Source organism: Scytonema hofmannii PCC 7110, from assembly GCF_000346485.2.
Classification (GTDB): Bacteria; Cyanobacteriota; Cyanobacteriia; order Cyanobacteriales; family Nostocaceae; genus Scytonema; species Scytonema hofmannii.
Genome location: NZ_KQ976354.1, coordinates 9,911,197 through 9,935,501, shown reverse-complemented (window position 1 = coordinate 9,935,501; position 24,305 = coordinate 9,911,197). Strand labels below are relative to the sequence as shown.

At 41.8% G+C, this 24,305-nt stretch carries 26 protein-coding genes; 16 read left to right on the top strand and 10 right to left on the bottom strand.

Translation table 11 applies throughout. From position 1 onward, the window contains the following. Positions 1-5: 5 nt before the first annotated feature. Positions 6-1,184, bottom strand: a complete 1,179-nt coding sequence (locus WA1_RS41925; RefSeq protein WP_017743030.1) for a DNA cytosine methyltransferase — start codon at positions 1,182-1,184, stop codon at positions 6-8. 166 nt (positions 1,185-1,350) lie between these two features. On the opposite strand from WA1_RS41925, the gene WA1_RS41920 reads away from it, so the two are divergent. Then, positions 1,351-1,926, top strand: a complete 576-nt coding sequence (locus WA1_RS41920; protein ID WP_017743029.1) for a Uma2 family endonuclease — start codon at positions 1,351-1,353, stop codon at positions 1,924-1,926. 121 nt (positions 1,927-2,047) lie between these two features. Here WA1_RS41920 and WA1_RS41915 read toward each other — a convergent pair whose 3' ends face one another. The 3 genes from WA1_RS41915 to WA1_RS41905 all read right to left on the bottom strand — a co-directional run bounded on the left by WA1_RS41915 (position 2,048) and on the right by WA1_RS41905 (position 4,578). Beyond that, positions 2,048-3,412 carry a cytochrome P450 gene (locus WA1_RS41915; RefSeq protein WP_017743028.1) on the bottom strand — a complete coding sequence of 455 codons (1,365 nt, stop codon included), beginning with the start codon at positions 3,410-3,412 and terminating at the stop codon, positions 2,048-2,050. Positions 3,413-3,545: 133 nt separating this feature from the next. Continuing rightward, positions 3,546-4,106, bottom strand: a complete 561-nt coding sequence (locus WA1_RS41910) for a 3'-5' exonuclease (protein ID WP_017743027.1) — start codon at positions 4,104-4,106, stop codon at positions 3,546-3,548. Continuing rightward, the gene (locus WA1_RS41905) at positions 4,096-4,578 is read right to left on the bottom strand and encodes a hypothetical protein (RefSeq protein WP_017743026.1); all 483 of its coding nucleotides are present in this window, start codon (positions 4,576-4,578) and stop codon (positions 4,096-4,098) included. The genes WA1_RS41910 and WA1_RS41905 overlap by 11 nt, the downstream gene beginning before the upstream one ends. Before the next feature lie 136 nt (positions 4,579-4,714). On the opposite strand from WA1_RS41905, the gene petN reads away from it, so the two are divergent. Together petN and WA1_RS58395 are read left to right on the top strand one after the other, a co-directional pair. Continuing rightward, positions 4,715-4,804, top strand: coding sequence for a cytochrome b6-f complex subunit PetN (gene petN, locus WA1_RS54040; protein WP_072040835.1), 90 nt, complete (start codon positions 4,715-4,717; stop codon positions 4,802-4,804). A gap of 6 nt (positions 4,805-4,810) precedes the next feature. Further along, a complete protein-coding gene (locus WA1_RS58395; RefSeq protein ID WP_017743025.1) occupies positions 4,811-4,975 on the top strand; it encodes a hypothetical protein in 165 nt (54 codons plus the stop codon). A 159-nt stretch (positions 4,976-5,134) separates the two neighbouring features. Here the strand turns inward: WA1_RS58395 and WA1_RS41900 are convergent, their stop codons facing one another. Continuing rightward, positions 5,135-5,473 carry a carbon dioxide-concentrating mechanism protein CcmK gene (locus tag WA1_RS41900; RefSeq protein ID WP_017743024.1) on the bottom strand — a complete coding sequence of 113 codons (339 nt, stop codon included), beginning with the start codon at positions 5,471-5,473 and terminating at the stop codon, positions 5,135-5,137. A 371-nt stretch (positions 5,474-5,844) separates the two neighbouring features. Here WA1_RS41900 and WA1_RS57685 point away from each other — a divergent pair, with 371 nt between their 5' ends. Then, positions 5,845-5,997: a hypothetical protein gene (locus tag WA1_RS57685; protein ID WP_017743023.1), complete on the top strand. Its 153-nt coding sequence runs from the start codon at positions 5,845-5,847 to the stop codon at positions 5,995-5,997. 308 nt (positions 5,998-6,305) lie between these two features. Here the strand turns inward: WA1_RS57685 and WA1_RS41895 are convergent, their stop codons facing one another. The 3 genes from WA1_RS41895 to WA1_RS41885 all read right to left on the bottom strand — a co-directional run bounded on the left by WA1_RS41895 (position 6,306) and on the right by WA1_RS41885 (position 9,377). After that, positions 6,306-7,715 (bottom strand): NAD(P)(+) transhydrogenase (Re/Si-specific) subunit beta, encoded by a 1,410-nt coding sequence (locus tag WA1_RS41895; protein WP_017743022.1) that lies wholly within the window; start codon positions 7,713-7,715, stop codon positions 6,306-6,308. A gap of 97 nt (positions 7,716-7,812) precedes the next feature. Next, complete coding sequence (locus tag WA1_RS41890) at positions 7,813-8,103, bottom strand: NAD(P) transhydrogenase subunit alpha part 2 (protein ID WP_017743021.1); 291 nt, start codon at positions 8,101-8,103, stop codon at positions 7,813-7,815. Between the two features lie 110 nt (positions 8,104-8,213). Continuing rightward, complete coding sequence (locus tag WA1_RS41885; RefSeq protein WP_017743020.1) at positions 8,214-9,377, bottom strand: Re/Si-specific NAD(P)(+) transhydrogenase subunit alpha; 1,164 nt, start codon at positions 9,375-9,377, stop codon at positions 8,214-8,216. Between the two features lie 892 nt (positions 9,378-10,269). On the opposite strand from WA1_RS41885, the gene WA1_RS41880 reads away from it, so the two are divergent. The 8 genes from WA1_RS41880 to WA1_RS41850 all read left to right on the top strand — a co-directional run bounded on the left by WA1_RS41880 (position 10,270) and on the right by WA1_RS41850 (position 16,935). Continuing rightward, positions 10,270-10,782: a DUF2808 domain-containing protein gene (locus tag WA1_RS41880; RefSeq protein ID WP_017743018.1), complete on the top strand. Its 513-nt coding sequence runs from the start codon at positions 10,270-10,272 to the stop codon at positions 10,780-10,782. Between the two features lie 189 nt (positions 10,783-10,971). Continuing rightward, a complete protein-coding gene (gene rpmH / locus WA1_RS54035; protein WP_072040836.1) occupies positions 10,972-11,106 on the top strand; it encodes a 50S ribosomal protein L34 in 135 nt (44 codons plus the stop codon). A gap of 31 nt (positions 11,107-11,137) precedes the next feature. Then, positions 11,138-11,590 (top strand): ribonuclease P protein component, encoded by a 453-nt coding sequence (gene rnpA, locus WA1_RS41875; protein WP_017743017.1) that lies wholly within the window; start codon positions 11,138-11,140, stop codon positions 11,588-11,590. Then, entirely contained in the window at positions 11,577-11,969 is a 393-nt protein-coding gene (locus tag WA1_RS41870) for a PH domain-containing protein (RefSeq protein ID WP_017743016.1), read from the top strand. Before rnpA ends, WA1_RS41870 begins: the two co-directional genes overlap by 14 nt. Positions 11,970-12,152: 183 nt before the next feature. Continuing rightward, positions 12,153-13,301, top strand: a complete 1,149-nt coding sequence (yidC, locus tag WA1_RS41865; RefSeq protein ID WP_026134599.1) for a membrane protein insertase YidC — start codon at positions 12,153-12,155, stop codon at positions 13,299-13,301. Positions 13,302-13,303: 2 nt separating this feature from the next. Continuing rightward, positions 13,304-13,825 (top strand): Jag family protein, encoded by a 522-nt coding sequence (locus tag WA1_RS41860; RefSeq protein WP_017743014.1) that lies wholly within the window; start codon positions 13,304-13,306, stop codon positions 13,823-13,825. Positions 13,826-14,294: 469 nt separating this feature from the next. Then, positions 14,295-14,801, top strand: a complete 507-nt coding sequence (locus WA1_RS41855; protein WP_017743013.1) for a YceD family protein — start codon at positions 14,295-14,297, stop codon at positions 14,799-14,801. 82 nt (positions 14,802-14,883) lie between these two features. Continuing rightward, the gene (locus WA1_RS41850; RefSeq protein ID WP_017743012.1) at positions 14,884-16,935 is read left to right on the top strand and encodes an ATP-binding protein; all 2,052 of its coding nucleotides are present in this window, start codon (positions 14,884-14,886) and stop codon (positions 16,933-16,935) included. 507 nt (positions 16,936-17,442) lie between these two features. On the opposite strand, the gene WA1_RS41845 is transcribed toward WA1_RS41850, so the two are convergent. After that, on the bottom strand, positions 17,443-18,933 hold the full coding sequence (locus WA1_RS41845) for a hypothetical protein (RefSeq protein WP_051077039.1): 1,491 nt from the start codon (positions 18,931-18,933) through the stop codon (positions 17,443-17,445). Positions 18,934-19,007: 74 nt separating this feature from the next. Here WA1_RS41845 and WA1_RS54030 point away from each other — a divergent pair, with 74 nt between their 5' ends. After that, positions 19,008-19,256 (top strand): hypothetical protein, encoded by a 249-nt coding sequence (locus tag WA1_RS54030; protein ID WP_081403042.1) that lies wholly within the window; start codon positions 19,008-19,010, stop codon positions 19,254-19,256. 146 nt (positions 19,257-19,402) lie between these two features. Here the strand turns inward: WA1_RS54030 and WA1_RS41835 are convergent, their stop codons facing one another. Then, the gene (locus tag WA1_RS41835; RefSeq protein WP_017743009.1) at positions 19,403-20,560 is read right to left on the bottom strand and encodes a P-loop NTPase fold protein; all 1,158 of its coding nucleotides are present in this window, start codon (positions 20,558-20,560) and stop codon (positions 19,403-19,405) included. A gap of 92 nt (positions 20,561-20,652) precedes the next feature. Here WA1_RS41835 and WA1_RS41830 point away from each other — a divergent pair, with 92 nt between their 5' ends. The 3 genes from WA1_RS41830 to WA1_RS41820 all read left to right on the top strand — a co-directional run bounded on the left by WA1_RS41830 (position 20,653) and on the right by WA1_RS41820 (position 24,199). Next, positions 20,653-22,167: an AAA family ATPase gene (locus tag WA1_RS41830; RefSeq protein WP_017743008.1), complete on the top strand. Its 1,515-nt coding sequence runs from the start codon at positions 20,653-20,655 to the stop codon at positions 22,165-22,167. Positions 22,168-22,360: 193 nt separating this feature from the next. After that, a complete protein-coding gene (locus WA1_RS41825) occupies positions 22,361-22,798 on the top strand; it encodes an SH3 domain-containing protein (RefSeq protein ID WP_336389829.1) in 438 nt (145 codons plus the stop codon). Positions 22,799-22,939: 141 nt separating this feature from the next. Then, positions 22,940-24,199 (top strand): FAD-dependent hydroxylase, encoded by a 1,260-nt coding sequence (locus WA1_RS41820; protein WP_017743006.1) that lies wholly within the window; start codon positions 22,940-22,942, stop codon positions 24,197-24,199. The last annotated feature ends 106 nt before the right edge of the window (positions 24,200-24,305 follow it).

Genomic DNA, 24,305 nt, shown 5'->3' with positions numbered 1-24,305 from the left:
AAAAGTTAACTTTTAATTTTGTCAGCAATTTCGTTCAAGTAAGGAATAAGCGCATAAGCGATACACTTTGCCAATCGTGGTGGTACTGCGTTTCCAATTTGCCACATTGCCTTTTTCATAGTTCCTTCAAAGATAAATGAATCTGGAAACGTTTGCAATCGAGCCATTTCACGCGCTGAAATCACGCGATCGAGGTGTGGATGAATATGCGTTCCTCCATGATTCTCCTTAATAGTCATGCTCGGTTTACCTGGATACTGGCGCTTGAAAGCATCAACATACGTTTCGTATAATGACCCTCCTGGCGGAACTTTAGCAATTCGCTTGGTGTATTCAAGTGAGTGTTTAGTCCATTCATGATTAATTTCTGGTACAGGAGTCCAGGGCGGTAGATCGGAAATAGCCGACTCAATAGATTTATATTCATCAACCGTTAATTGAGGTATTGGATACGGGTTTGGCATTCCAAATCGATTCGCAATAAAAAAAGCTCGTGGGCGAATTTGAGGAACTTGATAAGCAGCAGATTCAAGAATGGCAACAGAAACATGAGGATAGCCAATGGAATCAAATGCTTCACAGATGGCTTGTCTTACTTCTCCCCGCTTTATCGTTAAAATTCCTGGTACATTTTCCATAACAACGTACCAAGGGCGTACTTCTGAAACAACACGTACAAACTCCTGAAATAAATAGTTGCGAGGATCGTTTGGATCGCGTTTTCCAGCAACCGAAAACCCCTGACAGGGAGGACCACCTATAACTAAGTGAATCTCCGCTCCTGTTTTTTCAAGCATTTGTCTTGGAGAGAAATCTTTTATATCTCCACATAAGTGATGACATTGCGGAAAATTCCTTCTATGTGTCGCTGATGCAATTGGACTAATTTCTACGCTTGCTACAGGAGTAAAACCACCTTCAACAAAACCTTGGGTCATTCCGCCTGCACCACAAAAAGTATCAATAAACGCGTACTCGTGGTTTGGAGCGATGCTTGTTTCGACTTGAACAAAGATTTTGTACGGGTCAATTTCAGTTTTTAAATCACGTTGGATACATTCGTAACGTCCTAACTTAGCCTTTTTCTGCTTCTTGACAGGAGTCTGTTTATCAACAATATTTTGCTTTTTGTCAGGGACTTGCTCCTCTTCGTTGGACAAAAGAGATAATTGTACTACTTCCATATCAAGTTTTTCAGTCAATCTGCAATATTGTGACATAGAGTCCACACTCAAGCAAAGTGGGTGGATTCATCCCTCGTGTAAGACTTCCGTCAGAATCTTTAGTGCTAATAGCCGAAGAAGTGCCAAAATGCAATATATATAGTTGTTGATTAAGTCTTAACTCATCATGAACTCTATTACCCTTCAGCTTAAACCTGTTATTGAACTGACAGACGAGCAATTTTATCTCCTGTGTAGGAAAAATCCTGATGTAAAATTTGAACGCAATGCCCAAGGAGAACTCATTATTATGTCCCCAACAGGAGGAGAAACAGGAAACTACAATGTGGAAATGGCAGCCGATTTTGTCTTTTGGAATCGACAAACTAAGCAGGGTAAAGTCTTTGACTCTTCAACTGGCTTTAAACTTCCTAATGGTGCGGACCGTTCTCCTGATGTCACTTGGATAAAACAAGAAAGGTGGGAAGCACTCACTCCCGAACAAAGAGAAAAATTTCCTCCAATTGCTCCAGATTTTGTTTTAGAGTTAATGTCCCCATCTGATACTTTAGAAAAAGCACAAGAAAAAATGCGGGAATATATAGATAATCAAGTAAAACTCGGCTGGTTAATTGATAGAAAAAACCGCCGAGTAGAAATCTATCGATTGGGAAAAGAAGTAGAAGTTTTAGAATCTCCAACAGAACTATCAGGAGAAGATGTTTTACCTGGCTTTGTTCTTAATTTAGAAAGCATTTGGTAGTTAGCAAATTTACCCCCCTTAGTCCCCCCTTGGAAAGGGGGGAAATTAGATCTCTAGTTCCCTCTCCGATGGATTAGGGGAAAATGAGATCTCTAGTTCCCTCCCCTTGGAAAGGGGAGGGTTAGGGTGAGGTAAATCCTCTAATTATCAACTTCACTTTATCCCCTGGAGCAAGGGTAACACCTCGTCTTTGAGGTTTTTCTAATTCATGACTGGCTAGCTCAAACTGATAGCGTGACAGGAGAGTTGCCAAGACTAACTTTAATTCAAACAGAGCTAAAGCCTCACCAATACAGCGACGTGTACCACCACCGAAAGGCATAAACTCATAAGGAGAAAATTGACGTTCCAAAAAACGTTCTGGTCTAAACTCTTTGGGCTGCGGATACAAATCTTCTCTTTGATGCAGGAGATAAATGCAGCCGTAGAGTAAAGTATTGGGATATAGCTGATGTCCGAGCAGTTCTACAGGTTCTTGAACTTTGCGGGCGAAAGTTAACATTGCTACCGGATGAATCCGTAAGGTTTCATGACAAACTGCTGTAAGATAAGGCAGTTTAACGATGCTCATTGGATCGGGCGAATCACCGAGTGAGCTTAGTTCATGCAGGAGTTTTTCACGGACTTCTGGCAAACGGTGAATCCAGTACAATCCCCAAGCCATGGCTGATGCGGTGGTTTCATTTCCCGCTAATAGCAGAGTCATTAATTCGTCTCGCAACTCTCGATCTGTCATTGACTGACCTTCTTCATCTTTTGCTGAAATCAGCAATGCGAGAATATCAACGCGATTTGGATCTGCTTTTGCACGGCATTCAGCAATCTCAGCGTAAAGTATTGCATCAATTTCCTCTTTCCAACGTAGAAACTTTCCCCAAAGGCTCCAAGAGCCTAAATCCTTTTGTAAAAAGGGAAAGAACAGCAAACTAGAAGTTAGAGGAGATTGAAAAATATCTGTTAATTGCCCAAGTAATTGTTTGAGTTTTTGGTAACGTTCTCCTTCAGAAACACCAAAAACTGTCTGTAACATGACTTGCAGGGATATTTCCTGCATTGCATTCCTAGCTGAGAAGGGTGTATTATGCGGGATGCGATCGTAAACTTTTTCAGCAAGAGAGTGGATTGTCTGCGCGTAGGCTCGCATGCGATCGCCATGAAAGGGAGGCATCATGAGTTGCCGTTGCTGTCTGTGACGGTGTCCGTCTAATATCAGAACTGAATGTTCCCCGACTAAAGGCAGTAAAATCTTGTTTTCCTCACCTGGGGCTGTATACTTCTTTCTGTCGTTGATTAAAATTTCCTGAATTGCTTGAGGATGGTTGACAAATACTAGCGTGTCCCCAAAACCAACTACCTCAGCTGTAAAAATATCGGGATGTTGCTGAACTGCACTTTCCATATATCCCACAGGATTAACCACCCATTGAATTCTTTGCAACAAAGGTGGGGTTTTGAGCCGATTGGGTAATGGGATCTGATTTTTCATAAAAGAACTTTGCCAAACAAATTTTTAACTTGTACTGTTATCAGCACAAATCATATTCCTACCTCGATCATAGGGCATAGGGCATGGGGCATAGTGAGAAATAATTTATTGCCCCCTACCCCCTACCCCCTATTCAAAGTTTCTGAGTTTTCATATATCGATATATAGCTGCAATATTACGAGCATCATCAATTCCCCGATGATGTACTCCTTGCAATTCTATACCTAGATGTTGAAGTGCTTTTGCCATGCCAAATCCTTTAGAAACACCAAGATATTCTGAAAATTCCTTTTTTATATTTCTGTGTTCTGAACTAAAAGGATAGGGGACTTGATGAAACTCGCAATCCTGGAGAAACTGTTTTTTATCATAATTTCCCCAAGAGCAAAAAATATGTCTGGGAAATTTCTCTATCCATTCTTGAAACTCAGAAAGAACCTCAGGAAAAGTGAAAGCTCTGTCAACATCCTGCTGGCGAATTGTTGTTAATTCAGTACAAAATTTTGTCAGTTGCGGATGTCTTACAGGTTTGACAAATTGCTGAAACTCTGAATCTATTTCCCAAGTGGCGCTGTTGAGCATTACCGCACCAATTTCAATAATTTCCATCTCCTCACTGGGAATAAAACCATCATCAGAACAAGTTGCTTCTAAATCAACTATTAAAAAATAACTGGATTGATTAGTTTTCATAGGAAAGTTCATGGGATTGAAAAGTTTTAATCCAGCCAAAGCGGAGGGCAGTATCGATCGCAAATGCAGCTAATCCAAACCACAAAATACTCTCAATTCCCATGATTATAAAAGGCAAAATACTGCTAGAACAAGAAAGCCCAATATCTAACTGAGTTAAGCCTCTTACCACGCCAAAAGCTAACACACCTCCAGACTTCAATTGGAAATTTTGATCGGAACGTATAATGTATCGATATGTTACACCAAACAGCAAGCCACAAAAAGCAGCAATACTAGCGCTGATGAACCAATGCAAATCCAGCATATTAAAGGACATGGTACTGAGTATCTTAAAGTACTTTGCAAATATCAAGCTATTAACCAAAGTCGTTATGAAATATGCGATCGCAAGGCACAAGCAACCCAGTAATCCAGCTTTTAAGGATTCGATGCGTTCTGCCATCAGTTGAGGAGCTAAAACTTTCTTCACCGGTTTCGTTATACAATGATTGGGTGGACAATTGCACATCAATCATAAAGCTTTGAGCCACAAACTTCAGTTCAGTGCATGGTTTTAGTATCATTAAGATTGAAGTTGTTTCGTAAATTTGTTTAAAAGTATCGTTATGGACATTTTGACACTAGGCTGGGTTTCTCTACTGGTTGTTTTCACTTGGTCAATTGCAATGGTAGTTTGGGGTCGCAACGGACTCTAGGGAATCGTGGAAAGTCCATTTCTGAGTATTTTGGCTTTAATTGCTGTAGTACTGCTTGTCACAGTAACTGGAGGCATTGGCTATTTGACGCTGGCAAGTTGGCGCGATCGCCGTTTGCAAGAAGAAGAAAAACGCGAATTACGACGTTCTGCTCCCAAAAAGCGGAAGTGAATCCTTTGCTTTAAAGCTCAGATCCCCGATTTCTTAAAGAAGTCGGGGATCTAGTTTTCTCACAAATGATTTAGGACTGCTATATCTGAATTAGAAAAATTTTAATGAACCGCAGAGGGCGCAGAGGACGCAGAGGAAAGGAAGAGAAAAGAGAGGATTTTAAACTGAAAGTGGAGGCGGAAATCGAATATCTGAATGAAACGGCTCAAGGTTTTCTGTGCGATGAATTGGTAAAGCGTATTCTAGGTTTTCATGGGGACGAGCGATCGCGTGATAGGAAAGGACTTCGCCGCCGTTAACTTTCGGAACTGCTTTTAATCCTGCAGCAACAGCAACATTGACTTCACCTATTTCCCCCCGTATCAATACTGTAATGCGTCCTAAATCGGTATTTTCGTAGCCTACTAGAGTTATACGAGCTGCTTTACACATTGCATCTGCTGCTTCCAACGCTGTGGGAACGCCATAGACTTCAATCATTCCAAGTGCGAGTGTCATAGTTTAATTACGTATAAATAAAAATAAAAAATGTAATTTTTTTTCTAAATTTGTTTTTTATCTTGTATTTACAGCAGTATATTATGAGACAATTCATTTTTGTCTCCCTTTTTTCTGTTAATCAGGGACTTCCAAATAAAAAAATATCCCAAAATTTCTTGTGGTGCGGGCGTCCCCGCCCGCCACTAGCATAGGACGGGCGAGGACGCCCATCCCACAATCGGGGATAATTTATTTCTTGGAAGTCCCTAATCTGAAAAAGACTGTAATTTAGTCTCTCTGCTGAAATCTCAATATTAATTTGTGTTTGGATAAAATTTACCCGTGAGATAATTATCCTCCAATCTTCCTTTGCTGTGTTAACTAACGTAATGAATGAACCAAACGCTAATTATGATGAACCCTGGAAAGAAGCTTTAGGGGAATATTTTCAGCCTTTTTTGCAGTTCTTTTTTCCTCAAGTTCATAGCTTAATAGATTGGAGCAAACAGCCAAAATCTCTAGATAATAAACATGATAGATAAATGCCTTTGATAATTAATAGGACAACAGCGTCAATTTGTTGAGAGCTAGAGCAATATAGTCAAAATATAGTTAGGTGTAACTTTTTATATTAGGCTAGCGATCGCGCTTGTCATGAGTAACAGGACAATACTGCAAGGGATATCGAATTTTTGTAGGTTGGGTAAATCCGTGGAGAAACACAACAAATGTGTGTAAATGTTGGGTTTCGTTCCTCAACCCAACCTACGTGTTTTCGTAATACATTCCTTGAATGGAGGATTTCGGATTTGTGTAATCCAAAATCCACGCATCTAAAATCTAAAATTCTTTACAACTGTTTCACTTCACTAACCAACTTCGACACCATATCTTTAGCACTACCAAAAAGCATCGTAGTTTTATCCTTGTAGAATAACTCGTTATCTACACCAGCAAAACCAGCACTCATCCCGCGCTTGATCACAATCGCATGCTTTGCCCTATCCACCTCTAAAATCGGCATCCCATAGATAGGACTATTCGTATCACTTTGTGCTGCGGGGTTAACCACATCATTTGCCCCAATCACCAACGCCACATCTGTCTGCTCGAATTGGGGATTGATATCATCCATATCATGGAGTTGCTCGTAAGGCACATTCGCCTCTGCCAACAACACGTTCATATGACCGGGCATTCTACCAGCAACAGGGTGAATTGCATACTTCACATCAACACCCATACGTTCTAGTTGATCGGCTAACTCACGAACGCTGTGCTGTGCTTGCGCCACTGCCATCCCATAACCAGGAACAATCACGACGGAACGAGCATAACCCAACATCATCGCGCCTTCTTCTGGATCTATGCTGCGGACAGTTTTATCAGTTGTCGCCGTACCACTAGCAGTACCAGCACCAGATGTTCCACCCGTTCCAAAAGCATCAAACAGTACGCTGATGAGAGAACGGTTCATCGCCTTACACATAATTTCGGTAAGGATAATCCCAGATGCTCCCACCAATGCACCAGAAATGATGAGCATATTGTTCATCACCACAAATCCAGCAGCAGCAGCAGCTAATCCTGAAAATGAGTTCAACAGTGAAATCACTACAGGCATATCGCCACCACCAATGGGAATGACAAACATCACACCCAATACTAGGGAAACGAAAACGATTCCTAAGAATACAGGCAAGTTATCTGGTGCGACTAGCATATAGGCACTACCTGCCAAATACGCAAACAGGAGTAAAGCATTAAAAGGTTTTTGCAAGGGAAATGTAATTGGCGCACCACTCATAATGCCTTGCAGTTTTGCAAAGGCAATCATGCTACCTGTAAAGGTGACACCACCAATTAACACATCCAGAAGCATGGAGATGTTGGCATCAAGGGTGACACCACCAGTGGTATTCAACAACCGCCAAAATTCTGCAACAGCGACGAGAGCTGAAGCCGCACCTCCCAAACCGTTAAGCAAACCCACCATTTGGGGCATATCAGTCATTTGGACTTTGTAAGCTGCGATCGCACCCAACACAGATCCAATTGCCAAGCCCAACAAAATCATTTCATAGTTCAACACGTGTTGATCGAGCAGTGTTGCCACAATAGCTAAAAGCATACCCACTGCTGCAACAACATTACCTTGGCGTGCTGTTGCAGGTGAACCCAACTTTTTCAAGCCCAGAATGAATAAGGTTGCAGCGACTAAATACGAAAGCTGAATTCCTGTAGGTAGAAAATTGCTCATAATTCCATTGGTTGTTAGTTGTTAGTTGTTAGTTGTTAGTTGTTAGTTGGTAACAATTACCACTAACCATGTAAGGGCGCAATGCCTTGCGCCCCTACTAACCACTAACTTTCTTCTTGAACATTTGTAGCATCCGATCTGTGACTAGGAACCCACCCACTACGTTTATGGTTGCTAGTACAACGGCAATCAAACCAAGAATGACTGAAAGATTCCAATCTTTTGCACCGGAAGCGACTATCGCCCCAAGGACTGCGATCCCAGAAATCGCGTTTGAACCCGACATGAGGGGAGTGTGGAGAGTTGGGGGTACTTTGTTAATGACTTCAAATCCGGTAAAAGATGCCAAAACAAAGACAAACAAAGCTGCAATTAATGCTTCTGTCATTGATAAATTCCTTTTTCGTTAGTGGTTAGTGGTTAGTGGTTGGTGGTTAGTGGTTAGTGGTTGGTAGCTAGTAGTCAAGCAACTAACAACTAACAACTAACAACTATCAACTAACTATTAGCCATTGCCAACGCTTTTAAAGCGTCACTGACTCGCTGGTTGCGAATTTCGCCTGCATGGGTAATACAAGCTGCGTCAATAATGTCGTCAGCAAAATTCACCTGTACAGCGTTGTCTTTAATGAGAAGTTGCATCAACGATGCTATGTTCTTGGAGTATAACTGGCTGGAGTGGACTGGCATGGATGATGGTAAGTTGATGGGACCAATAATGGTAACGCCATTCCATATAATGTCTTTGCCCGGATCGGTACAAGCACAGTTACCACCTTGTTCGGCAGCAATATCTACAATCACTGAGCCTGCTTTCATCTGCGCTACCATCTCTTCAGTGACCAGAAGTGGCGCTTTTTTACCTGGTACTTGAGCTGTGGTAATTACGATATCAGCGTTTTTGACGTGTTCGGCTACAACTTCTTGAGTCCGCTTTTTGCTGGCTTCGGAGATTTCTTTTGCGTAACCTCCAGCCGCAGTTGTTTCTTCTTCTAGCTTGATTTCAACAAATTTTGCTCCCAAACTTTGGACTTCTTCTTTAACAGCAGGGCGGATATCAAAAGCTTCTACGATCGCTCCCAAACGTCTTGCTGTTGCGATCGCTTGCAAGCCTGCTACACCTGCTCCCATAATAAACACTTTTGCAGGAGCTATGGTTCCCGCAGCAGTTGTCAGCATGGGAAAATATTTTGGCAATGCGGCTGCACCAATCAAAACTGCTTTATAACCTGCTATTGACGCTTGCGACGATAAAGCGTCCATACTTTGCGCTCTTGTGGTGCGGGGAATCATCTCCATACTTAGAGCTGTAATTTTGCGTTCTGCGAGTTGCTGTGCTGTCGATGGATTGCCTAATGGATTCAGAAAGCTGATAAGTATAGCCCCTTCTCCAAGCAAGTCAATTTCGGAACGTCCATTTTCTCTTTCCTGTGGCGGGCTGACTTTGACCAGAATATCTGCTTCACCCCACAATGTAGCAGTATCCAATATAACTTTAGCTCCTGCTGCTTCATAAGCAGCATCAGAAAAGAAAGCCCGCTCACCTGCACCTGCTTCTACCCACACCTCCAAACCTTGTTTTACCAATTTAGCAACGGTGTCAGGAATTAAGGCTACTCGACGCTCACAAACTTCTATTTCTTTAGCAACAGCTATTCTCATGAAATCTCCTTGCGAATAAATACTTATATCTTCTGTAAGCGCTGAAATTTTTTCCGATGAGGTAACAAGCGCTTTTATGGTGCATGAGCGTTGGCTCTGGTGCAATTGGCTAGCTAGTATAACTTAACCTTCGCGAACGCACTCTTCAATTTATCAGACCTTCAGGCAAGGCAGAGGGTATAAGGCAGAAGGAAAGAAAAAGTTTTAAGTTATACCCTTTTGCCTTCTGCCTTCCTAGCTTCTGCCTTATACAACCTAATTTCACCTTCCCCTTGACACTTTCTTGGGTCCTCTATTGCTCATCCTAATTTGATCCCCAAATTTTGCCTCGTTGTCTTCAACTTCTTTTAGGGATTGAAAAATTTTGTTTTCTTTTTTTTACATACCGCAATACTAAGCAAATTCTTCTCAAAAAGTTATTAGCAAAAATTGAAAAAACTTTTGCTTTGAGTAAAAATTATTTTACTCAATCTAGTCCAAGTTAAATCTTAATGTCTCTAATCACTGACTGAATTTTTATAACAAAATAAATATATTTCGATATATTTTTATATATTTATTAACATAATCAAATGAAGACAGTATTTGTACTTAGAGCCAAAGAGTTTTTCAAAAAATGTTATAAAAATAACCATATTTCCAGGAAAAATCATCCATGAATCTACGTATATGGCACATTTCGTATTAATGTTACGTCCATTTTTGATAATCAGTAGTAAAGTTTAGTGACAGTGCTGTGTAACCATTAGTAGTTAGTCATTCTTATCTACTTAACGATGAGAGGTATCTACTTAACGATGACAGGTATCTACTTAACGATAACAGGCGAGACGCCTGTCCCACACAACTAACCACTAACTACTAACCACTAACCAAAAGTAGGAGCTTGACCATGCGACGTTTACTTTCTGCTTTAGCCATAACTAGCTGTTTGCTGGCTGGTATCCCAGCGATCGCTTTGGCGGAAGGCTTACCCGGATTCACACTATTTAGTGGTGTCAAAGGTGAAAACCAACTACCCTTCCGATTAGACTTTGGCGGTCAAACCAATGGGTGGGATCGCTATCGGCTAAAAATTCCCAACAAAAAGCTCAAAAGATCGGTTGCTCAATTTGTCATCAGTTATCCTGAGTACTACAAAGGATCCTTCGATCCCAAGAAGATGGAAATTCGGGTCAAAGGTAAAGCAGTACCCCTCTCTGAGGTCAAGTGGGACAAAGAAAATCACGTGATTACACTGTATCCCCAAGAGCCAGTACCAGCTGGTAGCAATGTAGAATTAGTTCTCTCGAACGTAAAAAACCCCTCATCGGGCGGAATGTTTTACTTCAATTGCCTCATTCAATCCTCTGGAGATGTACCCCTCTCTCAGTACCTTGGAACGTGGATTCTCAGCATCAGTTAGAAACTGGGGAGTGGGGAATAGGGAGTGGGGAGTGGGGGTAGACAAGAGAGAAAACTCTACCTTGTCCACCTTGTCTTCCTTGTTTCTCTCACCCCTACTCTCCACTCCCCACTCCCCACTCCCTCATAATTTATGATAAAATTGCGAATCGTGACTTTTTTATAAAAATCATCTAGAGAGGGCAAAAGTATGAAAAGAACCCTAGAGGGAACCAACCGGAAGAGAAAAAGAACCTCTGGTTTTCGGGCAAGAATGCGAACACCAGATGGTAGAAACGTCATTAAAGCAAGAAGAAGAAAGGGACGTTATCGTTTGAGCGTTTAGAGTTCTGCATAGCAATTCCCTGTCGTTAGTTGTGGCATTGCATAAAGCGCATAGACTAAAATCTCGAAAAGATTTCCAGGCAGTTTTTCGGGAAGGACTCCGGCGTAATAGTTACCATTTTACGCTGAGAGCTTTACGACCATTGCCTTCCGTAAAGCCTTCTTTGGATGCGACCCCTGAAGAGGGACAAGGAAGACAAGGGAAACACTCCCCCCTCACCCCCTCACCCCCTCACCCTCTTCCTCCAACCCAAGTTGGGATCTCGATTAGCACAAAGGTCAGCAAACGAGCAGTTGTTCGCAACCGCATTAAGCGGCAAATAGCAGCAGCGATGCATCAGTTATTGCCCAAAATATCACCAGGTTGGCGACTCGTTGTTGTTGTTAAACCAACAGCCGCAGAACAGGAGTGCGTAACCCAACAATTTCTGCAAGAATTAGAGCAGTTGTTAGCACAAGCCGAGGTGTTCAATGGGAATTCGTGAGGAAGTTTATTTTGAGGGTAGCCCCCATATCGGGGATTTGATCGTAAACATACTGATTGGGCTAACTGTAGTCGGTATACCATTGACAGTAGGCGCAATTGTTAGGGCATTATGGCTGCGTTTCCGCATCACCGATCGCCGAGTTTCCGTAACAGGCGGTTGGATGGGACGAGTACGTAGCGACGTGATATACTCGGAAGTGGCAAAAATTGTCAAGGTACCCCGTGGGATTGGCTTGTGGGGAGATATGGTGCTGACGATGAAGGATGGCAGTCGTTTGGAATTGAGAGCTATTCCCAAATTTCGCGAAATCTACAACTACATAGAAGAAAGAGTCATCGCCAAAAACCCCACTTACGTTGCGGCTAACAAGAAGTAATGGGCAATGGGCAATGGGCAATGGGCAATGAAAATAGCAAAGAAAAAAATAGGAATTGAATTATTCTAAACAATGCTCCATGCCCAATTCCCGATGCCCCATTCCCAATGCTCCATCACCGATAAGATAATTTAGATAAATTAGATTAGTCAATTCACAGTACCTCAGGTTGAATTCAGAATAATGGATTTTGGTATCGGGTTTCTCTCGAATAACGTAATGCTGCCAATCATAGACTTGTTCTATGGGATTGTGCCTAGCTATGGATTGGCGATCGTAGCGTTAACATTGATTATCCGCTTTGCACTTTATCCCCTAAGTGCTGGTTCAATTCGCAATATGCGCCGGATGCGGATTGTACAGCCTGTCATGAACAAGCGGATGCAAGAAATTAAAGAACGTTATAAGGACGATCCGCAAAAGCAACAGGAGGAAATGCTGAACGTCCAAAAGGAATTTGGCAATCCACTTGCAGGTTGTTTGCCATTGCTTTTGCAGATGCCAGTTTTACTAGCACTGTTTGCAACTTTAAGGGGTTCTCCTTTTGCTGGAGTGAACTACAGCATTAACTTGCAAATTTTTCCTGCCGAACAAATTGAACGAATTCAACCTCAAGCCTTTGCAACTCCTCCCCAAAACATTTATGTTGCTGAAGGAGAACACGTAAAGGTCAGTGCTATCTTGCCTAGCGGTAGCAAATTAGCGATTGGAGAACACACTAAGATAGTGTATCAAACACCTGAAGGCAAACCATTTGATGCACTTTTAGCAGAATATCCTGACAGCCAGTTAATCCCTGAATGGAAAATCATGAAAGGGGAAGACCGGGTAACAATCGATGCTGAGGGTAATATAGAAGCACTACAACCAGGAGATGTGACAATTCAAGGCACGATTCCTGGATTAGCCTCCAATAAAGGATTTCTCTTTATTGATGCCTTGGGTAGAGTTGGTGCAGTTGACCCAGATGGCGCAATTCACTGGGACATTGTGGCAATGGTGATTCTATTTGGCATTACCCTTTACGTCAGCCAAATCCTGTCTGGATCGCAGAATACTGCTAGTGCCAATCCACAGCAGGATACAGTAAACAAAATTACTCCTGTGATTTTCTCTGGGATGTTTTTGTTCTTTCCACTACCTGCAGGGGTATTAATGTATATGGTGATTGGTAATATTTTCCAGACTCTGCAAACCTATATACTCATGCGCGAACCTCTACCAGAGGAATTGCAAAAAGTTGTAGAGATTCAGGAAAAACAGGCAGAAGGTACACCACAAAAAGCGCTACCTTTTGAGCCAAAAAGTTCTAAGAAAAAGACTACAGGTTAACAATGACCGATAATGGGATAGAACGGGGTCAGGAGTGGTTAAAAACACTCCTACAGCTAAGTGGGCTTTCTGTTGAAGTTAGAGGTGAGATAGAAACAACTCCCGCATCTGATGATTTTGAGGATTCCTCCGAATCGGATAGCTACTGGTTAACAATTGATGAGAGTAAGTTAACACCAGAACAAATAGCGACTTTTATCGGTCCTGAAGGTTCAGTGCTAGATGCGGTTCAGTATCTGGCAAACACTATTCTCAACTTGAATCAATCACCAGATTTGCAGGCTTCTTACACTGTGGAACTCAATGGCTACCGTGTTAGGAGATATACAGAAATTCGTTCAATGGCAGAAATTGCAGCAGAGCAAGTGCGTTCTTCAGGGCTAGAGGTGGAAATAAAATCCCTCAGCTCCGCCGAACGCCGTCAAGTTCACACCTTATTAAAGGAATTTGGCGATTTGGAAACCTTTAGCCGAGGAAAAGAGCCACATCGTCACCTTGTTGTACGCCTTGCTTCATTGGAATGATGGGCATTGGGGAGCCAGTGCGTTGCTCTGGTTTCCAGAGTTGAAGCACCTGGCGTCATTGAGAATTGGGCATTGGGCATAGTCAGAAATAATTTATTGCTCCTTGCCCATTTTCATCCATCCTGGTGTAGGAAAGTACATGATGGCTACTTAAGGCCTAATCAAGGGATTTCCAAGAAATAAATTACCACTACTTGTGGGACGGGCGGGGACGCCTGTTCTCTACTAGTGACGGGCGGGGACGCCTGTTCTCTACTAGTGACGGGCGGGGACGCCCTTACCACAAGAGATATTTGAAGACTTTTTTATTTGGAAGTCCCAATCTAAAATCCAAAATCCAAAATCGTCTGACTTTTCTGAAAAAATTTCGGAAATCCGAAGAGAAAAGCGAATGAACTAATTTGTAGAAAAGCTAAACTTATAATCGTGCATAAATTTTGCAATTTAGTGAGGATGTCTCACAAGTCTCATGGACGCGATTTACATTCCGCAACTAACTAAAGCGCCAGAGCGGACGGAAGAAATTCAGGTCAAAGAGTTTTTGCCCGGTCTAGAAACCCTGACACCGGTACGGGGTTTCATCCGCGTACAGCATCAAGGAAATTACTTAGAGGTTTCAAGTCAGGCAGAAGCAATTGTTACTTGTACTTGCAATCGGTGCTTGCAGAACTACAATCATCGTTTGGCAGTGAATACTAAAGAAATCATTTGGTTAGAAGAAACAGATCCCCAATCAAATGACCTACCCTTAGAACGAGAAGTTGCCTTTGACGATTTAATAGAATCTTTGTCACCTCAAGGATATTTTTATCCGAGTGAATGGTTATACGAGCAAATGTCCTTGGAGTTTCCACAGAGACAATTATGTGACGCCAAGTGTCCTGGTATTGTACTCAATGCTGTCAGTAAGTCAGATACACCTGTTGATAGACGCTGGGCTTCGTTGGAGGCTTTGAAAAAACAACTCCCGAATTAAGTTTGGTTAGATATCGTTAGATCCCCGACTTCTCAAAGAAGTCGGGGATCTAGCAGTAAATCAGAATCAAGAAGCAGTAATTATGTGGGAATCTTTTTATAATTTTATCTCACCAAATAATTTCATTTCCCACGGACACTGTTATCTGTGGAACCCAGAACTGGTCTGGTTACATTTACTTTCAGACTTAGTTATTGGGCTTTCCTATTATTCTATTCCAGCTTTTTTGATTTACTTTGCCCGACAGCGCCAAGATTTACCCTTTCGTTGGGTCTTCCGGCTATTTGGAGCCTTTATCATATTTTGTGGCACAACTCACTTACTTGCAATTTGGACTCTTTGGCATCCAGCTTATTGGTTTGCTGGTATCGTGAAAGCTGGAACAGCTATTATTTCTCTATATACTGCTTTGCAATTAGGATCGATAGTGTCTTTGGCTTTGGCTTTGCCAAGTCCAGCCCAATTAGAAGCAGCAAATTTGGCGCTACAAGAAGAAAATCAGGAACGCAAGCAAGTAGAAGAAGCACTGAAACAGACAGAAATTGATTTAAAACAGACAAACGAACTGTTAGAGCAACGTGTTAGGGAACGCACTGCAGAAGTTGAGCATTCTCTTTCTTTGCTGCAAACAACTTTGGAATCTACAGCAGATGCAATTCTGGCGCTAGATTTGACCGATAAAATTATTAATTTTAACCAAAAGTATCTTGACTTATGGCAAATCGGGGATGTGGTTCCTTACAAGGACGACCATAACAAGATATTACTCTCTGTCTACGATCAATTAAAAAATCCAAAAAAGCTTCGCGTTCAAATTGAACAAGAAATTGCTCAACCCGATTTTCAAGGATATGGCATTTTTGAACTGAAGAATGGCAAGATTTGCGAACGTTACTCCAAACCGCAATTTTTGAACGGGGAAATTGTTGGACGGGTTATTAGCTGTCGGGACATTACCGATCGCAAACGAGCAGAGGAATCCCTGACACGCAGTGAAGAGCTTTATCGTACCCTTGTACAAAATTTTCCCAATGGTTCGGTTACGTTGTTCGATCGCGAGCTACGTTATACCTTAGCTGAAGGAACTGGGTTAGTAGAAGTTGGACTGAGTCACGAAACACTAGAGGGAAAAAAACTTTGGGAAGCATTGCCAGCAGAAACTAGCGCGATGTTAGAACCTTATTACCGTTCTGCCTTGACAGGAACGATTATTGTAGCAGACATTCCATATAGCGATCGCATTTACCGCCTCCATATCATACCAGTGAGAAACGAGCAGGGAGAGATTTTTGCTGGTATGTCAATGTCCCAAAATATTACCGTGCAAAAACAAGCAGAGCAAGCACTCAGACAAGCAAAGGATGAATTAGAAATCCGAGTTCAAGAGAGAACCAAAGAACTATATAGTGCAAATGCTACCTTAACGCAACTTAATACTGAGTTACAACGTTCCAATCAAGAGTTAGAACAATTTGCTTATGTTGCATCTCATGATTTACAAGAACCATTAAGAGCAGTAGCAGGTTATAGCCAACTTTTAGCAGACGAGTATCAAAATAGTCTGGATGACACTGCTACAGAATATATTGCCTACATAATAGATGGGGCTACACGGATGCGCCAGTTAATTCAAGACTTGCTTGCATACTCTCGTGTTGGGACGAAAGGGAAAGCATTTACTTCTTGTGATTGCAATGCTGTTGTGCGTCAGGCGCTGAACAATCTGTTAGTGCTGATTGGAGAGAACAATGCCAGTGTGGATTGCGATCGCCTACCAACTGTCATGGCTGATAGCACGCAAATGGTACAGCTAATTCAAAACTTAGTCAGTAATGCCATTAAGTTTCGCCGTAAAGAACCACCCAAGATACAAATTACAGCAGAATTAAAAGATGAGGGATGGCTTTTTGGTGTCAAGGATAATGGAATAGGGATCAAGCCACAGTATCTTGACCGTATTTTCCAAATCTTTCAGAGACTGCACAGTCGTAAAGAAGTACCGGGAACTGGTATTGGTTTAGCAATTTGTAAAAAGATAGTTGAAAGACACCACGGGCGTATTTGGGCTGAGTCAGAACCAGGAGTGGGAACAACTTTTTACTTTACAATTCCCCAACTTTCGGCTACACATTAGCTTTGGCAGTTGCAGGAACGAAATCCGTTTTTATAACCCCTCTTAGCCCCGGCGATTGGAAATCGCGGCTATACAAACGAAGTCCGCCTGCGCGGACTAGATTATAAAGGGGGTATAAGACACGGATTTAGTGTGAAATCCCCAAAATACTGTTGAGGTTGCGTAAGCCCTCTTAATTTCACTTCCATACTGTTTAGTTATTAATATGTCATATTTATTGCCTGAGTTACCTTGTTGAAAAAATGGTAGTAGCAGTGATAAAAAATTACTAATCAAATTAATCTATTTCCACTACTTCTAGTGTCAAAATCCCTCTTGGTTTATAAATTCTTTGTTATCAACAATGAAGCTGAATGAGGATTTCACATGAGCCACTCCAACCCCTAGAAGGGGTTGGTTTCAGGCTAAACGCAGTATTGCTTACCACTCAATCAAGCTTTTCGTTCCTCCATAGTCTCTATCTGGCTTGACTTTTAACCTTTGTCGCAGACCTTCTCGAAGGATTACTCAAGAAAATCCTGGCCTTGGACGAGCCTCGGCGCTTGAAAGTTTTTGGAATTCTGCCCATGCTGCACTCAGGATCGGCTCCGACCCCCAATACTCTTTACGAGCATCGTCCACAGACAGATAACCCTCTTGATTTACGAACAACCCAAGGTAGCTGGAAAACAGATCTCTGTGCATGACAATTCCTGTTTCATCATAGTGAATGCGTTCGGAGAGTTTTTTCTTAACTCTATTTCCGTTGAGATGAGTTTGGGAACAGGCAGTTTTTTGGGTTGAATATTTATTGATAATTCCGTTAGCACTTTCAGCCTTACGAATTATCTCTGATTGGAAAAAACCTGGAGACTTGGCACTCGTTGCTTTTCCATATATTTTCTGCCAAGCTTTTATGCTAACGTCCTCTAAATTAATGTGCTTCCCACCAAGTCTGAGAATTTCGTTAGCTAATGCACGATTTTGAGATTTAGTATATGCTGTTTTGCGTCTTTCTAATTCCCGTCGTTTTTGTCCAATGCGCTTGTAATTGTTAGAATTTTTCCATGTCTTATTTTTCCCTCTTTTTATCTGACCCTTACGTTTAACCTTCCTACCTTTATTTTTACCCTTAAATACAATATCATTGAGAGAAAAATTATCAGGATTATTTTTCCTCCTAGAACGTTCTTGTTTGCGTTGTGCAGTTTTTATCTCTTTTTCGTATGTCGGAACGCGATCGGCAAATGGTTTTAATCCTGCTTTATCCTTACTAACATAGGCAACGTTGGAAACATTAACGTCAAGACTACACAAGGCATCTCTATACTGTGTATTAGCTCGACCTTGGTAGGGTAAGCCCTCACAGATGATTTGTACAAACCAACGAGTTTTACCATTTAACTCTCTTCTGATAATCCGAGCATATTTCCATTTAGAATCCCAACCGTGCTTTTTGCAAGGATCTAGCCAATCGATTATTAAAGGGCATTTCAGCTTACCCCAAACAAACATTTCCAGGTTTTTATCAACTCGAATACCCGTGATAATCTGCTTGCCTTCCATCGAGCTAAAAGAGCGATTATTTTTGAATCTGACTTTTCTAGCTACACCTAACAGTATTTTGTTGACTGCTTTAAAAACGCGAGTTCCGATTTTCTGAATGGATTGGCTATCAAGCTTAGACCATATCCACTGCGAAGGTTTAGCGACAATTGTTGCATAGTCTTGCAAGTCAGCATCCGTAAATCGGTATGCTTTTTTCGCTGCTTCAAACGCTTCTGCTCGCTCTGGGTTTTTTATCTTTTCTCCTTTTTTTGTAAGAGTTTTGGTTAGTTTCTTAGCTTCTGCCCATGCCTGAGAATTTCTCACTAACTCCATCCTTGCAAGTGCTTCAGATTGAACTGCATTTAACAATCTCATTCCGGCATTAAACCTTGCTCTTAATTCCCTATCCGATTGGGAATTAACAATTATCGGATACTCGACTACAAATGATGGAGTTGTTTTCCTTGGCATGATTTCTTCTCACCTCCAGAGTTGACAATTAATTGTTTTTTTTCTACAATTAGCTTATCAGTATAAGCTAAGCTATGTCAACTCCAAGACCTAAGAAAAAAGCTATTAAAAATGAGCCACTACTTTATGATGAGAAAAAAATCAAAAAAAGTATTGTTATTACACCCTCAACTTGGGCAAGAATGAAAGTGGTAGCAGACGATCGAGGTATCAGTGTTAGTGAATTAATTGAAAGATGGGGAAGGCACTTAAAAGTGCCATCGGCTTCATCCCACCCCTCAAGAACTTCAGTCAGAGAAATTCCAGAAAATTTCTCTGACTAACTGGTGGGCTTTCGCCTTTAATTTATGTAAATTGCGGTCATCGCAAACTGCAATCAGCAAGTTTAGAATACCCTGGCTTGCTTCCAAGGCAACCATTAACTTCTGATAATTACGTTGATTCTCAACTTTGACATCAGTTGTTGACATTATGCAATCAATTTCTTGCGCTTAAGTAGATCCACCACAATTGGATGCACGTCATACCACAAATCATCGTTCTCGTACTCCAGGACGTACAATCCGTGCAGCAGAGAAAGAAACTCCTCACTCTTGGCATCTTTGGGTGTGAGATTTTGGTAAGTCGTTACTAATATGTTATGCAAATCCTCACCCAATGGACGAGCAAACTCGTTCCGCAAGTCCTTTATTGCTAATTGGAGAACTTCTTCGTTAATTTTTATATCATTTCGTTCTGGTTCCGAACGAATCAGCAGCAAACATTGAGAGCAACATTCCCTAGCTATTCGCACCAATTCCCTTACTACCCCGCCACTTTTCAGGATAATTTCTCTTGCAGTTTCCGTTTCAATTAATTCTTCTGGAACGCGTTTTTTTAGAATTTCAAGAAATAAGTTTATCAAATTTTCTTTAGGAACTATGTCTGTGTTGTGGCAATCTTCTGGCTTGAAAAATTTACAGACTGACAGCAATTGAATACGCGATACCACTGATTGTAAAACGGGGAGTAATTGACTATTACGTATTGCTGAAATAGGTATTGTATAGATAATTTGAAATTTCGGTAAAAATAAAGAATTGATATTGTTTTTGTAAATATCTTCTACCAAGCTCAAATCAAGTTTGTCCAAGTCATCAATGACCACCAAGAGTTTGTTTTTATTAGTGGCAATTTGAATTATAGCGGCAATCTCATCAGCTTTGCGGGCAAGTTCAGAAATTTTGCGCTCGTAAGTTTTTGTAATTTCTTCTCGAAAGGTGGCTTCGTTTTTCAGCTTGGCAGTAATGAATTTGAGAACATCAATACCCGCTTCCATCTCAGACTTTAACTCTTTGGAAACTGTCTCTGTTTGAGTGGTAGTGAACCATTCTAAAAGAGATTTTTTGCTTTCTTTAGGTATTTCGATTCCGAATTCAGTTGCTTTACTTAGTAAAGTCACTGCAATGGCATATAAAATGTTGACATGGTTAACATCAGACATTTCAATCATGTCAGCAATAGAAAAAAAGGCAACAAAATAACCTTGCCACCTCATTTTGTCAGCAAACTTTGCTAACAGAGTCGATTTGCCAGAACCGCGATGCCCTGCAAAAATAATTTTCCCGTTAGGTGGTGCATCTTCCACGGCTTGCTCTAATTCTTGTCTTTGGACTCTTGACTTTTGGCGCTCAACTAATGACTAATGACTACATAACCAATGACTCATGACTGTTACCTATGACTTTTCGTGATGAGTTCAAACTGCTGCTACGCGCCCGCTACCCTTTGATCTACATTCCCACCTATGAAGAGGAACGCTTGGAAGCCTCTATCCGGGAAGAAGCAGCAAATCAGGGTAATCGTCCAGTTTATACTTGGGATTTTGTGGATGGTTACCAGGGTAATCCAAATGATGCAGGTTTTGGTCGTCGCAATCCCTTGCAGGCTTTGGAATTTGTGGAGAAAATACCTGCATCTGCACCTGCTGTATTTATTCTTCGAGACTACCATCGATTTTTAGATGATGTAGCGATTTCTCGCAAACTCCGCAACTTCGCTCGACTCCTCAAGTCGCAACCAAAAAATATCGTTCTGCTGTCTCCCAGAATTGCCATTCCTGATGACTTAACGGAAGTTTTAACTGTTTTGGAATTTCCCCTACCTTCAGGATCTGAAATTAGAGGGGAAATAGAACGCTTGTTAGGAGCAACTGGTAACTCCCTTTCTGGTAAAGTCATGGATGATTTGGTGCGCTCTTGCCAAGGGCTATCCATGGAGCGGATTCGCCGAGTTTTATCAAGGGCGATCGCAACTCATGACGAACTCTTACCAGAAGATGTAGACTTGGTTCTAGAAGAAAAGCGTCAAACCATTCGTCAAACCCAAATTCTCGACTTTTACCCGGCTACGGAACAAATTTCCGATATTGGCGGACTAGATAACCTCAAAGATTGGTTGCTCCGCCGTGGTGGTTCGTTTACCGACAAAGCACGACAGTACGGTTTACCTCACCCCAGAGGTTTGCTACTCGTCGGGATTCAGGGAACGGGGAAATCTCTCACTGCAAAAGCGATCGCACATCACTGGCATTTACCTTTACTACGTTTAGATGTCGGAAGATTATTTGCTGGTTTGGTGGGTGAATCTGAATCCCGTACCCGACAAATGATACAAGTTGCAGAAGCCCTTGCGCCCTGTATTTTATGGATAGACGAGATAGATAAAGCCTTCTCCGGGCTTGGTAGTAAAGGAGATGCAGGTACAACTAGCCGTGTATTTGGTACATTTATTACCTGGTTAGCCGAGAAAACCTCACCCGTGTTTGTCGTTGCTACAGCTAACGATATCCAAGCACTACCGCCAGAAATGCTGCGAAAAGGACGGTTTGATGAAATTTTCTTTGTTGGGTTACCTACCCAAGAAGAGAGACAAGCAATCTTTACCGTGCATTTAAATCGATTGCGCCCGCATAATATAAAAAATTACGATCTTGACAGACTTGCTTATGAAACACCCGATTTTTCTGGAGCAGAAATTGAGCAAACTTTGATTGAAGCCATGCATATTGGGTTCAGCCAAAACCGGGATTTCACAACTGATGATATCTTGGAATCCGCCAGTCAAATCATCCCTCTCGCAAGAACTGCTACCGAGCAAATTCAGAAACTGCAAGAATGGGCGGCTGCAGGTAGGGCGCGGTTGGCTTCCAAACACAGTTCTCTGAGCAATCGCATTCAACGCCAACTGCAATAATAGATTTAGTCATTTGTCAATAGTCATTTGTCATTGGTCTTGACAAAGGACTATTGACAAAGGACAAATGACTAGTAACTATTAACCTTGAGGGTGTAAATAGATGATTGGTAACATATTTAAATTTATACTTGGAATTTCCTTAGCACTTACCATTCTTCTGGGAGGTGGTTTTGCTACAGCTCTATATTTTATGAATAGAACTTCCGCACCTCCTCCAAAACCCATTTTTGCCAACGATTTACCTAAAGTGAAAGGGAAAAATCCAAAAGCCGTAGTTTCTAAAAGCACCACCAAAAAACCGAATTCTCAACCAGAGTCAAAAGCTGAAGCAACCCAATCTCCGACTGAATCTCCCAAGGCTGAAGAAGCACCAAAAGAACTACCGCCAGGAGCTTACCGAGCACGCGTGACTTGGTCACAAGGCTTAATTTTACGAGCAGAACCACAAACAGAAGCTGAACGTATTGGTGGAATTGGCTTTAATGCTAGAGCGATCGTTCTGCAAGAAAACGGAGGCTGGCAAAAAATCCGCGTAGTGGGTAGCGATCGAGAGGGTTGGGTCAAAGCAGGTAATACTCAAAAAGTGAGCGAACAGGAAGATTCCGAACAAGCAGAACAAACACAATAAACTAAATGCTTAAAAGTGTCATTTGTTACTGGTCACTGGTCACTGGTAATTGGTCACTGGTCACTGGTCACTGGTCACTCTTGCTCTTCTCCACCCGTTTGCGTCAAAATATAAATTAAAACGCTGTAATTTCTCTTAACAATGACGCAAGCACAGCTTTCTCCAACCCTTTCTCTCCCCCAAACCTCGACACATAAGCGGGGGTACGATTACGATTTGGTTATTGTAGGCGGCGGAATTGTTGGCTTAACCCTAGCCTCCGCGCTGAAAGATTCTGGGTTGAGTGTGCTGCTGATTGAGGCAAAAGTGGAATCAGCAGCCGTAGCCAAAGGACAAGCCTACGCCGTACATATGCTTTCGGCGCTGATATACCAAGGAATTGGTATTTGGGACAAAATATTGCCCAATATCGAAATTTATCGCCAAGTCCGCCTTTCCGATGCCGATCATCCTACTGTTGTAGAATGGCAAACGTCAGACATCGGTACAAAAGATTTAGGTTATGTGGCAGAACATCAAGCACTTTTGCATCCCTTGCAGGAGTTTGTTAAAGATTGCCACAATGTTACGTATTTATGCCCCGCAGAAGTTATTAATATTCACTACCACCAGGACATGGTGATGATAGATATCAAAGTGGCTGGTGAAATGCGGAGGGTTCGCTGCAAATTGGTGGTAGCTGCAGATGGTTCCCGTTCCCCCATTCGTCAAGCTGCGGGAATTACAACTAAAGGGTGGAAGTATTGGCAGTCTTGTATTGTGGCTTTTGTTAAACCAGAAAAATCTCACAACAACACAGCATATGAAAAATTCTGGCACAGCGGTCCTTTTGCAATACTACCATTGCGGGGAAACCGTTGCCGGATTGTATGGACTGCTCCTCACGAAGAAGCCAAAGCTTTATGTGCTTTGGATAACGAACAATTTTTGGCAGAATTACAAGCGCGATATGGCAATCAAATGGGTAAGTTGGAATTACTGGGCGATCGCTTTATTTTCCAAGTCCAACTCATGCAAAGCGATCGCTATGTCCTCCACCGATTGGCTTTAGTTGGTGATGCAGCACACAATTGCCATCCTGTAGGCGGACAAGGATTAAATTTAGGTATTCGGGATGTAGCAACTTTGGCGCAAGTGCTGCAAGAAGCTCATGAGAAAGGTGAAGATATTGGCAATATAAAAACTCTCAAAAGATATGAACGTTGGCGCAAACAAGAAAACTTGACAATCTTAGGTTTTACCGATTTGTTAGACAGAGTATTCTCTAATAATATCTTGCCAGTCGTTATAGTTCGTCGCATTGGTTTGTGGGTAATGCGACACGTTCCTTTCTTGAAAGTGTTTGCTCTTAAGTTGATGATTGGTTTGAAGGGAAAAACTCCCAAACTTGCTTTGCGATGAAGTTGTTAGCGCTGAAGCACAATTATAGCAATCCTCAATCATTTATGAAAATGGTCAGATCCCCGACTTCTTAAAAAAGTCGGAGATCTTGCAGCGATGTAGAATC

Excerpts from the sequence above, each read along its gene's own strand:
- WA1_RS41925 (WP_017743030.1), bottom strand. The coding sequence starts at position 1,184 with ATGGAAGTAGTACAATTATCTCTTTTGTCCAACGAAGAGGAGCAAGTC.
- WA1_RS41920 (WP_017743029.1), top strand. The coding sequence starts at position 1,351 with ATGAACTCTATTACCCTTCAGCTTAAACCTGTTATTGAACTGACAGAC.
- WA1_RS41915 (WP_017743028.1), bottom strand. The coding sequence starts at position 3,412 with ATGAAAAATCAGATCCCATTACCCAATCGGCTCAAAACCCCACCTTTG.
- WA1_RS41910 (WP_017743027.1), bottom strand. The coding sequence starts at position 4,106 with ATGAAAACTAATCAATCCAGTTATTTTTTAATAGTTGATTTAGAAGCA.
- petN (WP_072040835.1), top strand. The coding sequence starts at position 4,715 with ATGGACATTTTGACACTAGGCTGGGTTTCTCTACTGGTTGTTTTCACT.
- WA1_RS41900 (WP_017743024.1), bottom strand. The coding sequence starts at position 5,473 with ATGACACTCGCACTTGGAATGATTGAAGTCTATGGCGTTCCCACAGCG.
- WA1_RS57685 (WP_017743023.1), top strand. The coding sequence starts at position 5,845 with ATGAATGAACCAAACGCTAATTATGATGAACCCTGGAAAGAAGCTTTA.
- WA1_RS41895 (WP_017743022.1), bottom strand. The coding sequence starts at position 7,715 with ATGAGCAATTTTCTACCTACAGGAATTCAGCTTTCGTATTTAGTCGCT.
- WA1_RS41890 (WP_017743021.1), bottom strand. The coding sequence starts at position 8,103 with ATGACAGAAGCATTAATTGCAGCTTTGTTTGTCTTTGTTTTGGCATCT.
- WA1_RS41885 (WP_017743020.1), bottom strand. The coding sequence starts at position 9,377 with ATGAGAATAGCTGTTGCTAAAGAAATAGAAGTTTGTGAGCGTCGAGTA.
- WA1_RS41880 (WP_017743018.1), top strand. The coding sequence starts at position 10,270 with ATGCGACGTTTACTTTCTGCTTTAGCCATAACTAGCTGTTTGCTGGCT.
- rpmH (WP_072040836.1), top strand. The coding sequence starts at position 10,972 with ATGAAAAGAACCCTAGAGGGAACCAACCGGAAGAGAAAAAGAACCTCT.
- WA1_RS41870 (WP_017743016.1), top strand. The coding sequence starts at position 11,577 with ATGGGAATTCGTGAGGAAGTTTATTTTGAGGGTAGCCCCCATATCGGG.
- yidC (WP_026134599.1), top strand. The coding sequence starts at position 12,153 with ATGGATTTTGGTATCGGGTTTCTCTCGAATAACGTAATGCTGCCAATC.
- WA1_RS41860 (WP_017743014.1), top strand. The coding sequence starts at position 13,304 with ATGACCGATAATGGGATAGAACGGGGTCAGGAGTGGTTAAAAACACTC.
- WA1_RS41855 (WP_017743013.1), top strand. The coding sequence starts at position 14,295 with ATGGACGCGATTTACATTCCGCAACTAACTAAAGCGCCAGAGCGGACG.
- WA1_RS41850 (WP_017743012.1), top strand. The coding sequence starts at position 14,884 with ATGTGGGAATCTTTTTATAATTTTATCTCACCAAATAATTTCATTTCC.
- WA1_RS41845 (WP_051077039.1), bottom strand. The coding sequence starts at position 18,933 with ATGCCAAGGAAAACAACTCCATCATTTGTAGTCGAGTATCCGATAATT.
- WA1_RS54030 (WP_081403042.1), top strand. The coding sequence starts at position 19,008 with ATGTCAACTCCAAGACCTAAGAAAAAAGCTATTAAAAATGAGCCACTA.
- WA1_RS41830 (WP_017743008.1), top strand. The coding sequence starts at position 20,653 with ATGACTTTTCGTGATGAGTTCAAACTGCTGCTACGCGCCCGCTACCCT.
- WA1_RS41825 (WP_336389829.1), top strand. The coding sequence starts at position 22,361 with ATGAATAGAACTTCCGCACCTCCTCCAAAACCCATTTTTGCCAACGAT.
- WA1_RS41820 (WP_017743006.1), top strand. The coding sequence starts at position 22,940 with ATGACGCAAGCACAGCTTTCTCCAACCCTTTCTCTCCCCCAAACCTCG.